At 38.0% G+C, this 14,459-nt stretch carries 12 protein-coding genes and 2 pseudogenes; 6 read left to right on the forward strand and 8 right to left on the reverse strand.

What is annotated here, in order from left to right; genetic code table 11:
• The 3 genes and pseudogenes from WA249_RS00005 to htpG form a co-directional block, all read left to right on the forward strand.
• A pseudogene (locus WA249_RS00005) lies at positions 1 to 98 on the forward strand (OmpW family protein); the annotation flags it as partial.
• Positions 99 to 286: 188 nt separating this feature from the next.
• On the forward strand, positions 287 to 640 hold the full coding sequence (locus WA249_RS00010; RefSeq protein WP_336165797.1) for a lysozyme inhibitor LprI family protein: 354 nt from the start codon (positions 287 to 289) through the stop codon (positions 638 to 640).
• A 102-nt stretch (positions 641 to 742) separates the two neighbouring features.
• Positions 743 to 2,662, forward strand: coding sequence for a molecular chaperone HtpG (htpG, locus tag WA249_RS00015; RefSeq protein WP_336165799.1), 1,920 nt, complete (start codon positions 743 to 745; stop codon positions 2,660 to 2,662).
• 84 nt (positions 2,663 to 2,746) lie between these two features.
• On the opposite strand, the gene WA249_RS00020 is transcribed toward htpG, so the two are convergent.
• The 3 genes from WA249_RS00020 to WA249_RS00030 all read right to left on the reverse strand — a co-directional run bounded on the left by WA249_RS00020 (position 2,747) and on the right by WA249_RS00030 (position 5,972).
• A complete protein-coding gene (locus WA249_RS00020; protein ID WP_336165800.1) occupies positions 2,747 to 3,646 on the reverse strand; it encodes a selenocysteine synthase in 900 nt (299 codons plus the stop codon).
• A gap of 122 nt (positions 3,647 to 3,768) precedes the next feature.
• Positions 3,769 to 4,911, reverse strand: a complete 1,143-nt coding sequence (locus WA249_RS00025) for a hypothetical protein (RefSeq protein ID WP_336165801.1) — start codon at positions 4,909 to 4,911, stop codon at positions 3,769 to 3,771.
• A 359-nt stretch (positions 4,912 to 5,270) separates the two neighbouring features.
• The gene (locus tag WA249_RS00030) at positions 5,271 to 5,972 is read right to left on the reverse strand and encodes a DsbA family oxidoreductase (RefSeq protein WP_336165802.1); all 702 of its coding nucleotides are present in this window, start codon (positions 5,970 to 5,972) and stop codon (positions 5,271 to 5,273) included.
• A 179-nt stretch (positions 5,973 to 6,151) separates the two neighbouring features.
• Between WA249_RS00030 and WA249_RS00035 the strand changes: the two genes are divergently transcribed.
• A complete protein-coding gene (locus WA249_RS00035; RefSeq protein ID WP_336165803.1) occupies positions 6,152 to 6,904 on the forward strand; it encodes a hypothetical protein in 753 nt (250 codons plus the stop codon).
• A gap of 57 nt (positions 6,905 to 6,961) precedes the next feature.
• Here WA249_RS00035 and WA249_RS00040 read toward each other — a convergent pair whose 3' ends face one another.
• Complete coding sequence (locus WA249_RS00040) at positions 6,962 to 7,657, reverse strand: hypothetical protein (protein WP_336165805.1); 696 nt, start codon at positions 7,655 to 7,657, stop codon at positions 6,962 to 6,964.
• Positions 7,658 to 7,667: 10 nt separating this feature from the next.
• Positions 7,668 to 7,895 (reverse strand): annotated as a pseudogene (locus WA249_RS00045) (MerR family transcriptional regulator); the annotation flags it as partial.
• 179 nt (positions 7,896 to 8,074) lie between these two features.
• Here WA249_RS00045 and WA249_RS00050 point away from each other — a divergent pair.
• The gene (locus WA249_RS00050; RefSeq protein ID WP_336165807.1) at positions 8,075 to 8,566 is read left to right on the forward strand and encodes a hypothetical protein; all 492 of its coding nucleotides are present in this window, start codon (positions 8,075 to 8,077) and stop codon (positions 8,564 to 8,566) included.
• A 43-nt stretch (positions 8,567 to 8,609) separates the two neighbouring features.
• Here WA249_RS00050 and fadA read toward each other — a convergent pair whose 3' ends face one another.
• Complete coding sequence (gene fadA, locus WA249_RS00055; RefSeq protein ID WP_004640802.1) at positions 8,610 to 9,782, reverse strand: acetyl-CoA C-acyltransferase FadA; 1,173 nt, start codon at positions 9,780 to 9,782, stop codon at positions 8,610 to 8,612.
• Positions 9,783 to 9,794: 12 nt separating this feature from the next.
• Positions 9,795 to 11,948, reverse strand: coding sequence for a fatty acid oxidation complex subunit alpha FadB (gene fadB / locus WA249_RS00060; RefSeq protein WP_336165809.1), 2,154 nt, complete (start codon positions 11,946 to 11,948; stop codon positions 9,795 to 9,797).
• 573 nt (positions 11,949 to 12,521) lie between these two features.
• Here fadB and lpxO point away from each other — a divergent pair.
• Positions 12,522 to 13,436: a lipid A hydroxylase LpxO gene (gene lpxO / locus WA249_RS00065; protein WP_336165811.1), complete on the forward strand. Its 915-nt coding sequence runs from the start codon at positions 12,522 to 12,524 to the stop codon at positions 13,434 to 13,436.
• A gap of 174 nt (positions 13,437 to 13,610) precedes the next feature.
• Here the strand turns inward: lpxO and WA249_RS00070 are convergent, their stop codons facing one another.
• Positions 13,611 to 13,895 (reverse strand): hypothetical protein, encoded by a 285-nt coding sequence (locus WA249_RS00070; RefSeq protein ID WP_336165813.1) that lies wholly within the window; start codon positions 13,893 to 13,895, stop codon positions 13,611 to 13,613.
• Between the last annotated feature and the right edge of the window lie 564 nt (positions 13,896 to 14,459).

Raw genomic sequence — 14,459 nt, forward strand, 5'->3', positions numbered from 1 at the left:
GTCCTGAAGTAACAATTGATCCATCAGTTGCTAATTATAAATTTGATCTAGATATTAATCCGTTTGTTTACACTTTAGGTTATAGCTATAAATTTTAAGCATAATAATAAATAGAACAATATAATAATAAACCTAGACTCAGGCACCTCACATATAATTTATGTGAGGTTTTTTTATGGACTTTATTTGCACTAAAAAAAGCATAAAACAGACAGTTTTAAACATATCTTATGCAATTTTTTTTCTAAACGAAATTCTATTCATTACAAAACATGGAAAGAAAATCATGAACAAAAAATTAGCGCTTTGTTTAGCACTTTTTAGTGGTATCGCATTCACACAAAATTTACAAGCTGCAAGTTTCTCGTGTGATGCTGCAAAAACTAAAACGGAAAAGACTATTTGTAAAAACCGCTCTTTAAATGATGCTGATGTGAAAATGGCGACAACATATCAAATAGTTCTGCATGCTTTACCAATGGGCGGGCGAGACAACCAAAAAGATGCTCAGCACCAATGGCTGAAAAAAAGAAATGCTTGTGCGGCTGGTGTAAGTTGTATTAGTAAAGCTTATCAACAACGACAACAGCAGCTAGATGCAATATTGCAAGATAGAGTGTTAAGCCACGGTCCATTTTAATTAGAGTAAAAATTTTTAATATTCAGGATTGAAAAATTCTAGAAGTACTCCATTCATAAAGCATTCGAGAACAAACAGACTTCAAAATTTAAGGAGTGATTTATGAGTGAACAAGCATCACAAAATTATAGTTTCCAAGCGGAAGTTGCACAGCTTTTACATTTAGTGACGCATTCTCTCTATTCTAACCCTGAGATTTTCTTACGCGAGCTTATCTCTAATGCATCAGATGCATGTGATAAGTTGCGCTTTGAAGGAATTAATCATCCTGAATATTATGAAAATGATCCAGATTTACATGTACGAGTCATTTTAAATAAAGAAGATAAAACTTTAACGATTTCTGATAACGGTATTGGTCTAAACCAGCAAGAAGCGATTGATAACTTGGGTACCATTGCAAAATCGGGGACTAAAGATTTCATGTCAAAATTGACTGGTGATCAAAAAGCAGATGCTCAGTTGATTGGTCAATTTGGTGTTGGTTTTTACTCAGGTTTTATTGTTGCCGATAAAATTACAGTGGAATCACGCCGTGCAGGTCTAGATGCATCTGAAGGGGTGCGTTGGATTAGTGGTGGTACAGGTGAGTTTGAAGTTCAGCAAATTGATAAGGCTTCACGTGGTACAGACATCATTCTTTACTTGCGTGATGACGCGCTTGATTATTTAGAATCTTATAAAGTTAAGCAGATCGTTAATAAATACTCTGACCACATTAGCTTGCCAATTGAAATGCAAAAAGAAGTTTGGCAAGAGGAAGAGGCGGCTGAAGGCGAAGAGTCTAAAGGCGGTCAAATGGTCAAAACTGGCGAGTGGGAAGCGATCAACTCGGCAAGTGCGTTATGGACACGTAACAAGAGTGAAGTGACTGAAGAGCAGTACATTGAGTTCTACAAAAATTTAACTCACGACTTTGAAGCGCCATTGGCTTGGGCGCATAACCGAGTTGAAGGTAGTACTGAATATACGCAATTACTTTATATTCCAAGTAAAGCACCACATGACATTTTTACTCGTGAAGCAAAAGCGGGCATTAAGCTCTATGTAAAACGCGTGTTCATTATGGACGATGCGGATAATTTAATTCCAAATTATTTACGTTTTGTTCAAGGTGTGGTGGATAGTGCTGACTTACCGCTTAATGTAAGTCGTGAGTTGCTACAAGAAAGTCGTGATGTCAAAACGATTCGTGAAGGTAATGCACGCCGTGTATTAACTGTGCTTGATGGTTTGGCTAAATCGGAAGATGAACAAGACCAAGAAAAATTCAAGACCTTCTATAGTGAGTTTGGCTCAGTCATTAAAGAAGGCTTGGGTGAAGACTTTGGCAACCGTGAACGTATTTTAAAATTATTACGTTATGCGACTTCAACAAATGATGAAGTGACCACTTCTTTTGCTGACTATAAGGCACGTATGAAAGAGGGCCAAAAAGCCATCTATTATGTGACTGCTGACAGTTTAGCAGCAGCGAAAAACTCGCCGCAGCTTGAGTTGTTCAAGAAAAAAGGTATTGAAGTATTATTAATGGCAGAGCGTGTTGACGAATGGGCAATGAACTTTGTTCAAGAGTTTGAAGGTACGCCATTAAAGAATGTCTCTAAAGGCGCAGTCGATTTAGGTGACTTGCAAGATGCTGAAGAGAAAAAGGCACTTGAGCAAGCCGCTGAACAGTTCAAACCTGTTGTTGATAAGCTAAGTGACTCATTGAAAGCTAAAACTAAAGAAGTACGTGTAACGACGCGTTTAGTTGATTCTCCTGCATGTTTAGTGACAAGTGAAGGTGAGTTATCACCTCAACTTATTCGTATGTTGAAACAAGCTGGGCAAGAAGTTCCTGAAATCAAACCAATTTTAGAAATTAACCCTGAACATCCATTGGTGAAGAAACTTGAAGGTTCAGAGCAGTTTGATGACTTGGCAAATGTGATTTTTGATCAGGCCGTGATTGCCGAAGGTGGTTTGCCAGAAGACCCCGCAGCTTATGTAAAACGTATTAATAGCTTATTGCTAAAATAATTCAGCGTAAAAAAAAGCCTCTGAATCTTCAGGGGCTTTTTTTGTGGATAAAGAAAGAGTTATCCACAATTTGCTGATTTCTGGCTAAAAATTAGCTTCGAGATTCATTTGAACACTGAATTGATGTTTCGGATCATCATCAATATGGTTAAAAAAATTGAGATCATTTTGCATGAAAACCCAATCTCGCCATATAGGTTGACGCCATGAAATATAGGGACCCCAACTATTTAGCCGAATGTCATTTTTGGTATATACGCCACCACCGTAAATACCGTAAGTCAGACTATTATCTTTTACAAACTCAAATTGTTGAAATGTCCAATTACCCCAGTTGTAATCTTCATTTTCGCTCTTATTCACATTAAATTTATTGGCGAAAAGAGTGTTGTCTTGCATTTTCTGCGTTAAGTTTAATGTCGTTTCGGTGTAGTTTCGGCTGGTCGAACCATAACGAAATACCTGTTCTGTATCCAAACTAAAGTTATGTCTTAAGTTCCACTTTTTCTTTGCAAGAAATTGTACGTAAACATCACTTTCTGAGTTCGAGCCTAAATCAAGATTATTTTCGAAAGGCATCCAAGTTGAAATAGTATCCCAACTTGCAGTGAGTGGATTGCTTACAGAAATATGAGATGTTGAATCTTTCTTCTTTTTCTTGCCCAAGGTTTTATAAGGATGCTTGTGCTGGGTAGCTCGGCTCCACAATGTATCATTGCCAAACACCGCCATAAGGTCCTGAATAAGTGTGGCATCTGAATCATTATTTGTTTCTACCTCACATAGTGAACGTGAAAATGGTAGAGAGACTCTTTTTGTTTTGACGAATAGGGTAGACGAATGTGGAGATCGCCTTGTGGAGCGTTGATGTTTTAAATAAGTCGAGAAAAGCTGCGTATACGGGATTAAAACCAGCATACCTAAACTATAAATACAAAGTAAGGCAGTAGATTTATATTCATATGAAGAAGAGAATTGATTCATTTTTCTGAAAATCAGGAATCAAAAGTTAGTTCAGTATTGTAAGGGAAAAAGCTTAAATTTTTATTTAAAAGTATTTTATTATTCACCACCTTGAAGAAGGTCTCCAAGGTGGTTTATAGCGATTAGAAAAGTGCTTCTAAACGCAAGAATGTGCTGACAAAATGGTTACGATCTTCACGATGGTCATTAAAATAATTCACATCCCCTTGTACAAAGAACCATTCACGTAAGACTGGCTGGCGCCATGAAACAAAAGGCCCCCAGCTGTTTAAACGTAAGTCCTTATTGTTGTAGTAACCACCTGTGTATATTCCATAGTTAAACCGGTTATTTGCAAAGAAACTATGTTCACGGAAAAGACGATTTTCCCAAGTTAAATCATCATCTTGATCATCGGCATAAGTTAAGCTGAACTGATTTGATAAGATGGGTTGATTGGGACGAGCATGGGTGAGTTCCAAGTTAGTACGTAAATAATTTTCACTATGTATTCCATAACGATAAATTTCTTCTGCATAAAACTTAAAATCATTACGCAATTGCCAATTTCTAGATGCTTTTAAACGGGCATAAATATCGTCTCCAGAACGAATACCCAAGTCAGCATCTGTTTCAAAAGGCAATTTTTTCGAGAAATTTGACCAACGTAAAGCGATGGAGCTGTTGTCATCTCGAGTTTGTTTACCATCTAACTTCTTATTTGAATTTTGATTTGGGTTCTGGTTGATATTGGCGATACTATTATTAAATTCGTTATCGAGAGAGTCATCACCAAAGACTACGCTTAAACGCTTTTCTAGCGTAGGAAGTTTGATTTTACCGCGAATTCTGGGCTTAATTTCAAAGTTATCGTATTCATTCCAATAATTATCCACCATTACGCGGATAGTTGCTGTAGCAGGTTTTTGTGGATCGACTTCACCAAACCAGTTATCAATTTTTTCAGAAGTACGATCGGCCCAATTACGAATGCTCTTTTGTTTACGGTCAACCCAAGTTTGATCTTCTGTTTGTTCAGTAGGGGGAACAATAGGTTGACTAGACTGCTCTGGAAAAATAGTTGGGGTCGCATCTACCCAACGTGGAATCTGATCTAACAGATTCTCATCTGTTGTAACTTCGGTTTGGACTCCAGAAGACAAACCTTTCACTTGCTGGTTTCGAGAGGATGAGGTGGTTTCTGCATGAGCGATGCACACCGAACCGAATCCAAGTGTTAAAAGTACAAAAAGCTGCTGATAAGGCATTATGTGAAATGTTTTCATAACTATCTTTATGTTTTGTTGTTATTGTCACTTTTGTTGATTTTTCTAATAAAATCAAGAGGACGACACAAAAGTTAAGTAAATTTAACTTTTCTTACATATTTGAAATAAATTAAAAAGTTTAAGCTAGTAGCGAGAATTTTTAGCCAAAAAAATCCCCCAATTAAGGGGGATGATAGATCAAAGAAACTTCAAATTCCGATCATTAAACACATAAAAAACAGAACATTACAGCGCGAATATTCTAAGCAGCAATCATAAACTGATTTTAAACAATTAGATAGTTCTTTTTTTAGAACGCTCCATTGCTGAAATGGCGATAAAACATACGATTTAATCACACTTTCAATTGTGTTGATTTATTTCTGTGGAATATCACATGATTCATCATTACAAACTGCTGCATCATCCTGCTCAACTGCTTCAGCATTTGTTTTAAGCTGTGCTTGCTCTAAGACTTTCAAAAAGACGTCACGTGGTTGAGCGCCTGCGAGTGCAATTCTTTGATCAAATACAAAAAATGGCACACCAGTAACATTTAACTGCTCTTGAGCAATCTTTTCGTCATGACGAACAAAGTCAGATAGCTCATTTGTATCTAATACAAATTCAACTTCGGCATTATCAAGGCCAATACGAGAAGCAATTTCTTCTACAACTTCACGTTCACCAATTGCCAGACCTTCGGTCATATAAGCATGGAAAAAAGCTTCTTTTGCTTGGTTGCCTAAGCCTTTGCTTTGCGCAAGGTGAATAATACGGTGAGCATTAAAGCTATTGCCTGAGTTCGCCTTTTGCCATTGGAAATCAATACCTTCAGAAGCAGCCATGGCCGCAATATTGCGCTCCATTTCTTCCATCTCTTCATAGGTACGGCCATATTTTTTAGCCAAACGTTCTGTATTTGATGTGTCATGTTTTGCTGGCGCATCAGGATCTAATTCAAAACTATGCCAGTGAATTTCAAGCTCAATACCTGCTTCAGCAGCTACATGTTCAAGGCGTTTTTTGCCGATATAACAGAAAGGGCAAACTACATCAGACCAGACATCAACACGCATAGGAGAATCTCATAAATTTTAATTACCCATCATAATAGGGATGATGGGCAAGGATTTAAAGCTTTGAATAGCGAATAGAGTGTTGCGTATTGTGAAATAAATGGCATATAAAGAAGACATAAGCTCTATTTCATAACTATTAAAGAGCAAAACTATAAGAAGGGAAATAGGAGGTGTGTATGCGCCGAGTTTTGATTGCAATTGCAAGTCTGGTTGTTATCACGAGTATTATTTTTTTGAGCTATCAATATATTAAGCAGCAACAGGCTAAAGACAGTAGTCAAATGTTTGATGTCGTGATGAATGAAAAAATGAGTGAGCTTTATGAACAAGCTCAGGATTGGACTAAACCTGTACAACTTGATATTCATGATAAACGGCTTGCAGGGCACTATAAGCAAGTCTCAGAGTTCCTTTTAAGTTATTGGGTGCAAAACGTAAATGCCCGTAATGAATATTTAAGAGAACTAAAAGCAGCAAAATGGGATACTTTTTTAAATGTTGATCGTTTAGACCTTGATAAAAAACAAAAGTATATCGAAACAGAAAAGATGTTAGCTGATGTTCATATAGCTTCAGATAAGTACCAAACTGAATATGAGAAAATCCATGAAACGTTCTTAGCGAAAGTTCAGGAATTATCTATTGATGCAGAGATGCGGCAACTGCTTGAAATGAAATTGGGGAGTCAGCAAAAAGTTGATCAAGATCATGCAATTTTTAGGATTGAACTAAAGATTTTAGATGATGCAGAAGAAATGTTTAAACTTCTAAAAAACTATTCATGGCAAAAGAAAGACCAAATGATTCTTTTTCATGAAAATGCTCAGGTCAAAAAATTTAACGGGCTTTATCAAGAGGTTTTAAAGTTAAATGCTAAAATTGAAAAAATTAAGAAAAATAATACTGAAGTTTTGGATGAAGAATTCTAGTTGAGTCAAGCAATGATTCAACTGATGAGTCATTGCTTTTATTTAGAAAAGAGAATGTTAGTCAAAAATTTTGTTTGCAGCCTGAAAAGGCAAGCTTACTACGTCGAATGCCACAGCAAAGGGTAGCAATACAAGCTTTTCCAAAGGATTCATCCCATAGTTCGATTTATACTTCTCTTCTTTATTGGTATAAATCGTAACTTGGTAAGGTTTACTTAACGCTTGTAATGAGGTGAGATTGTTTGCTACTGGGTAAACCACACCTGCCAGTTTAATGTCGAAACAGAAGCGTTGAGCCTGCATATGTTGATCACTTGAGGTTGAACATTCTTTTGCGCCATTTTCAATAAAAAACTCTAGGTCTTTTTTGCTTAAATCTTCTCTTAGTTTCACATAGGAAAGCGGCAATGTGCCGGAGAAATGTCCATCATTCTTTTCAGAATAGAAATTAAGATCTCGGGTGATTTGAATATTTTTAGGATTAAGCTTGCTAATCAAGGTTAGAAACTGAGTGCCACCTTGGGTCAGGATATAACTGTTCTTTTGCCCTGCAATCACAATGCTATCTTTCGGTAAATTAACAATTGCTTGTGCGGGACGGCCAAAGGCAACTACATTGTCTTCAACCAAGGTAACTTTGGTGGTACGTGTATAGGTTTTATTATCTTTGTTGATCAGGGTTTTAGTTGCGCAGCCTGTTAAAGTTAAAGCTGTTAGCGCAACTGAAAAAGACGTTGTTAATATTCGTTTCATACCATTTTTCCTAGGTCGTTGCTTTCACTGTATCATGATCTAAAAAGGATTTTAATAAGTGATGCGAGCGCTGTAGTTTGTTTAACTGCTCAGATACATGCATAAGTTCTGTTTGTAGCTTTTCTTGAACAATAGGGCAGAGCGTAAATACCTTTTCATCTAAATCAAAACATGGCAATAAAACTTGGATATCTTTTAGGGTCATGCCAGCATCGTTTAGTATTTTAATTTTCTTAATAGGATGCAGTTTTTAAGAAATAAAAAACCGTACTATTACATTAAAAAATTTAATTATATTTACCGTTTATCTGAGCATTACTGAATCAAATTCGACTTTGTTGTAGCCTATTTATAGATACTTTTAATTTAATCATCATCTTTTAATTGAAATAAGGTGACTGATTTTTGGAGCAAGTTATGAACTTTTTAAAACAATCAGCTTTAATCGCTGCAATTGCTTTTATAGGTTTACCAACTGTTCAGGCAGAAGAGGTAACGACTTTACCAACTATTCGCGTTATGGCTGAATCTGAGCTACGTGAAGAGGTGGGCTTTGTGCCGTTTCAAGAAGATAAAAAGGTACGCCAAGCACTACAACACCATGAGTATAAAATCCATAATAATATACAAAATGCTTTAGTCCCTGAAGGCATGACTACAGTAGATTATCAGCCAGTTATGGCACAACCTGATTTGTCTAAATTTTCTCCATTCTTACAACAATACATTTTAGCGGTAGTGGGTGGAATCCAATCTTCTGACCCGACCAATGGCCTTTTTGAAATGTTAAAGCCTTTGAACATTAACCGAAATAATGCTGGTAGTTATCGTGATGGAACGATGAAAGTAAATATTAATGACCTCATAAATTTACAGCAGCAAATTAAAGATGGTCTTCAAGGCCATTAAAAAAATCCCCGCATTGAGCGGGGATTTTTTATCTTGGTGTTAATTAAACACGTTCGATAATCGTTGCAATACCTTGACCAAGGCCGATACACATCGTCGCAAGACCGATTTGAGTATCTTGTTGTTCCATTACGTTCAACAACGTAGTGGTGATACGTGCACCAGAACAGCCTAGTGGGTGACCCAAAGCAATCGCACCACCATTTAAGTTAATGATGTCTTGCTTGTCATAAACGCCTAAGCCTTTCATTACTGATAAGCCTTGAGCAGCAAATGCTTCGTTTAACTCGATAGTTTGAATATCAGCCATTGTTAAACCAGCACGTTTAAGCGCTTTTTGAGTTGCTGGAACTGGACCATAACCCATGATTGCAGCATCACAACCTGCAACAGCCATAGAACGAATCACAGCACGTGGTTTTAAACCTAACGCTTGTGCGCGCTCAGCAGACATAAGCAACATTGCAGAAGCACCGTCAGACAAAGCTGAAGATGTAGCAGCAGTTACCGTACCGCCTTTCGGGTCAAATACAGGACGTAATGCTTTGAACGATTCAAGGTTTGCATCTGGACGAATCACTTCATCGATGTCGCAAAGGATTTTAAAACCATTTGCATCGTGACCTTCAACACCAACGATTTCGTTCTTGAAACGACCTTCTTGAGTTGCAGCCCAAGCACGGCGGTGAGATTCAACACCAAAAGCGTCTTGCTCTTCACGGCTAATGCCATTCATGCGACCTAACATTTCAGCAGTTAAGCCCATCATGTTAGATGCTTTAGCGTAGTGTTTAGACGCTTCAGGGTTTAGGTCGATGCCATGCATCATACCTACGTGGCCCATGTGCTCTACACCACCAATAATGAAGATGTCACCTTGGTTAGTTGCAATCTGTGCAGCAGCAGTATGAAGTGCTTGCATAGAAGAACCACAAAGACGGTTAACAGTTTGACCTGCTACAGTTTTTGGTAAGTCAGCCAATAAGCCGATGTTACGACCAATGTTCATACCTTGTTCTAAAGTCTGATTTACACAGCCCCAGATCAGATCTTCAACTTCATTGGTGTCAAATTGGTTACGAGCAACGAGTGCACGAACTAATTCAGCAGATAAGCTGTCAGCACGTACATTGCGGAACATACCGTTTTTGGTTTTACCCATTGCTGAACGTACGCCATCAACGATGACAACGTCACGTGGATTTAAAGTAGCCATTCACGTTGCTCCTTAACCGTAGAATTTTTTGTTGTTAGTAGCCATGTCACGCAACATTTGTGGCGCTTCATAAGCCTTACCTAAGTGTGCATATTTGTTGCAAAGCGCAACATATTCAGCAACACCTGTCTGGTCGATATAACGACATGGACCACCACGGAATGGAGGGAAACCTACACCCATAATCATTGCCATGTCTGCTTCAGCAGCAGTTGCAACGATGTTGTCTTCTAAGCAACGAACTGTTTCGTTACAGAAAGCAAGCATCATGCGGTCAATGATTTCTTGGTTATCAAACTCGCGTTTTTCACCCGTTACGAAAGGAGCAATGATTTCATACGCTGTTGGATCAACAGTTTTTGCTTTCTTGCCTTTCTTATCGAGTTCGTATTTGTAAAAACCAACGTCATTCTTTTGACCAAGACGTTTTGCTTCGTACATTGCTTGGATTGAACCTTTGTAGTCTGGCTTCATGCGGTCTGGGAAACCTTCAGCCATGACTTCTGCACCGTGAACACCAGTGTCGATACCAACAACGTCGATGAGGTAAGCAGGACCCATTGGCCAGCCAAACTTAGACATTACATTGTCAACTTGCTGGAAGTCTGCGCCGTCTTTCACAAGAAGGTCAAACGCACCAAAGTAAGGGAACAATACACGGTTAACCAAGAATCCTGGGCAGTCGTTTACAACGATTGGTGTTTTACCCATTTTTTGAGCAAGAACAACAGTAGTTGCAATCGCTTCTTCAGAAGTCTTTTCACCACGAATGACTTCTACAAGCGGCATCATGTGAACTGGATTGAAGAAGTGCATACCTACAAAGTTTTCGGGACGTTGTAATGCTTTTGCTAAACGCGTAATTGAAATTGTAGACGTGTTAGACGCAATAATCGTGTTTTCACGAACATGCTTTTCAGTGTCTGCAAGAACGATTTCTTTTACTTTTGGATTTTCTGTAACCGCTTCGATCACGATGTCGACTTCTTTAAACTCATCGTAGCTTAAAGTAGGACGGATACGTGCAAGCGTTTCACCCATTTGTGCAGGTTTCATTTTCTTACGTTCAACTTGTTTAGTTAACAAGCTGTTCGCTTCTGACATACCTAGTGCAAGTTGTGGGTTACCAATATCTTTCATGATGATTGGTGTGCCTTTGCTTGCCGCTTGGTAAGCAATACCACCACCCATAATACCAGCGCCAAGTACGGCTGCTTGGTTTACAGGGTGAGCACCTTTTTCATGTTTTTTAGCAGTTTTCTTAACAACTTGGTCATTGAGGAATAAACCAATCAATGCACCAGCTTGTGGAGTAATTGCTGCTTTCGCAAAACCTTCAGCTTCAGCTTTTAATGCTTCGTCACGTGCAAGGCTTGCACCTGCTTGTAATGAGTCAAGTAATAATTTTGGAGCAGGGTACTGAGCAGGATTTGCTTTAGCAAGTACAGCGCCTTTTGCTGTGTTGAACGCCATCATTTGTTCAAGTGGGTTCAATTTTACAGCATCAAGTTTTTCTTGACGTTTTGCTTTCCAATTCAAACGACCAGAAATTGCTTGCTTAACCAAGTCCGTTGCAGCTTCAAGTAATTTATCAGCAGCTACAACCGCATCTACAGCACCATCTTTTAGTGCAGCAGCCGGTTTTTTAGGAGCAGCCATCGCCATCCATTCAACCGCGTTGTCGATACCGATAACACGGCTTAAACGTACGCTACCGCCAAAACCTGGGTAAATACCAAGTTTAATTTCTGGTAAGCCAACCTGTGCAGCTTCTGACATCACACGATAGTCACACACTAAGCACATTTCAAAACCGCCACCTAACGCCATACCGTTAATAGCAACAACTTTTGGAATTTCTAAATCTTCAAAGCTATTGAAGATTTCGTGAACAGGCATAAGCCAGTCAACAATCGCTTTTTCGCCTTGAGCGAAGTTTTCACCAAATTCGGTAATGTCTGCCCCAACAATAAATGTTGATTTGCCAGACGTAACAACTAAGCCTTTAATATCGTTATTTGCTTTTACCGCAGCAATAGCAGCTTGGAAATCTTCAATTGTTGCACGGTTAAATTTATTGACCGACTCACCTTGTAAGTCAAAGCGGAATTCTGCAATTCCGTCCGAAAGCATTTGGACGGTAATGGCATTGCCAGCGTGGATCATGCCTGATCTCCTTGGTTTTGGAGGACTTCTAAGTTGATGTTATGAAGCGTGTGCACAGCTTTGGTACACATTTATGCTTCGCTAATCTTACGATAACTATATCTAAAAAAAACCTGACAAGTTGTATCAAGCCGTGACGCAAGGGTCATCTTATTTGCTATTGAATTCATGCCTCTTAAATGCATAAAGAAAATCATATAGATAGGGAGGTGATAAAGGTTTTTGTTTTAATTCAAGTTTTTATTTATAAAAGACTTGAACCATTAATTTTCTATATAAAAAATGGCATTTATAGAGAATGGATTGCTTGTCAAAAAAGTCAATTGCTTAGTAATTGTATTTAAAAAAAAGGGTTATGATTTCACAAAACTTGAGTTATTTGTGATTATAAAAATAATTTATATTTTATAGCCTTAGTAAGCTAATACACCTAAATCGACAGTTTAATTTTTTTTGCATTCGCTTTTTATAAGTCAATTTTGTTAAAATTTGCGCCAATTTATTCATCTTCTGGCTACTATTACCTTCGAGAATTAAGGTAAGGTTGTCCTAAACTTTTGAAAGAGTAGCAATATGATTAAGTGGGTCATATTAGCGATTTTTGTGATTTCGGCTTTGTATATCCAATATCGCGGCAAAGTGCGTCACTCGTTCTATCGTCAATTTTTTGACCATTCGACCTTGCTCGCACCGATTAACTTTTTAATGTACATCTTTTCAAAGGTACCGAATCAGCCTTATATCGACACTCAGCATTTTAAAGATTTAAAAGTGCTGGATGAAAATTGGGAAATGATTCGAGATGAAGCGAAAGCCTTATATGACCAAGGTGGGATTAAAGCTTCAAGTACCTATAATGACTTAGGGTTTAACTCATTTTTTAAAACAGGTTGGAAACGTTTTTACCTCAAATGGTATGAGTCGAGCCATCCTTCGGCTGCTGAGCTTTGTCCGAAAACCACAGCTCTTCTTAAAACCTTGCCGACAATTAAAGCAGCAATGTTTACCGAGCTTGCTCCTGACAGCCGTTTGGTCAGACACCGTGACCCATATGCAGGTTCACTGCGTTATCACTTAGGTTTAATTACGCCAAATGATGATCGTTGTTTTATTGATGTAGACGGTGAAAGATACTCTTGGCGTGACGGTCAAAGCGTTGTGTTTGATGAAACTTATATTCACTATGCTGAAAATAAGACCGATCAAAACCGTATCATTTTCTTTGCAGACGTTGAGCGTCCAGTGAAAGTGAAATGGATGGCGCGTTTCAATCACTGGTTTGGCCGTAATGTCATGACTGCTGCGAGCTCACCAAATGAAACAGGTGACCAAACAGGTGGTTTAAATAAAGCTTTTGGTTATATTTACCAAATTCGTATTAAAGCCAAAGCATTAAAAGCTAAAAACCGTAAGTTATATTACTTCTTGAAATGGTTCCTCATGCTTGGGATTTTCTTCCTGATTTTTGTTCGACCATACGTATTTTAATTAAAGCGCTCGAAATAAAAAATCTGCGTGATTGAACTCAACTACATCTTCGGATGTAGTTTTTTTATGGATGTTGCTTTCTAGGCCTCTGTGCCACAACAGACTTTAATTTTTTGCGCTGATTTAAAGTGATAAACCATTGCAGCACAGAGATAAAGAAGCTAAGCCAAACGCTTAGCCCAGACTACTTTTGTCACAACGTTGCATTACGCTGAAAAAAGTAGGGGCAAAGTCCTGTGGGAGAACAGGACTTTGCAAACTGACATGTTCTAGACGCTGCATGAGTTTAGGGGAGTAAACTTGCTCAAGTCGCTGGTAAATACAGTCACAACTCGACTCGCTATGCCCACCTGACAGGCAAATTTTTTCAAACTCTTGCTGAGTATGCAGGTCGTAAACCGAAACGCCGTAGCTGCCTAGTATGAAACTTAAAGCCAAAAGAGGTTTATAAATTTTCATATTATTCTCATGATTATTTATGTCTGTAAGTAAAATAAAAATATAATGACTTTGAGTTTTAAAATAATTTTTTAAATAAAAATTAATCCTCCTAAAAGTACAGGAAAATAAAATAATTAAAATTTTAAAATAAAAGTAATTTATAAATTAAAAAATTTAGGGCGTAGAAATCCCAAATTTTAAATAAATAAAATATTTAAATAAGAGAGAAAATAAGTTTGAAAAATGTCATGGTCAACTCCTTAAAATTATGGAGCTCTACCACCAAGTCACCGTCAATTGATTATGGTGGTAGAACGGAAAGGGGTTGACAGACTGGGATCCATGGAACCAGCACGCACGGGGCGTCCCCCATCCGTCCTACCGCAAAGAAAGGGGACGCAAGGGTCTAACGACTTATAGATTGTACTATAACCCGCCGTGGATCAACGGTCTGTCAAAACCGACTGGCAATGTAGGCCAGCAACGAGATAATAATAGTTAAAATGAAAAGCGTCAATTATTAAAAATGATTTTATTTAAAATAAATGTAGTTTGTTTTTTATTATTAATATTTTTGGAGGA

Source organism: Acinetobacter sp. 161(2023) (assembly GCF_037027805.1).
In the GTDB taxonomy this organism is placed as follows: Bacteria; Pseudomonadota; Gammaproteobacteria; order Pseudomonadales; family Moraxellaceae; genus Acinetobacter.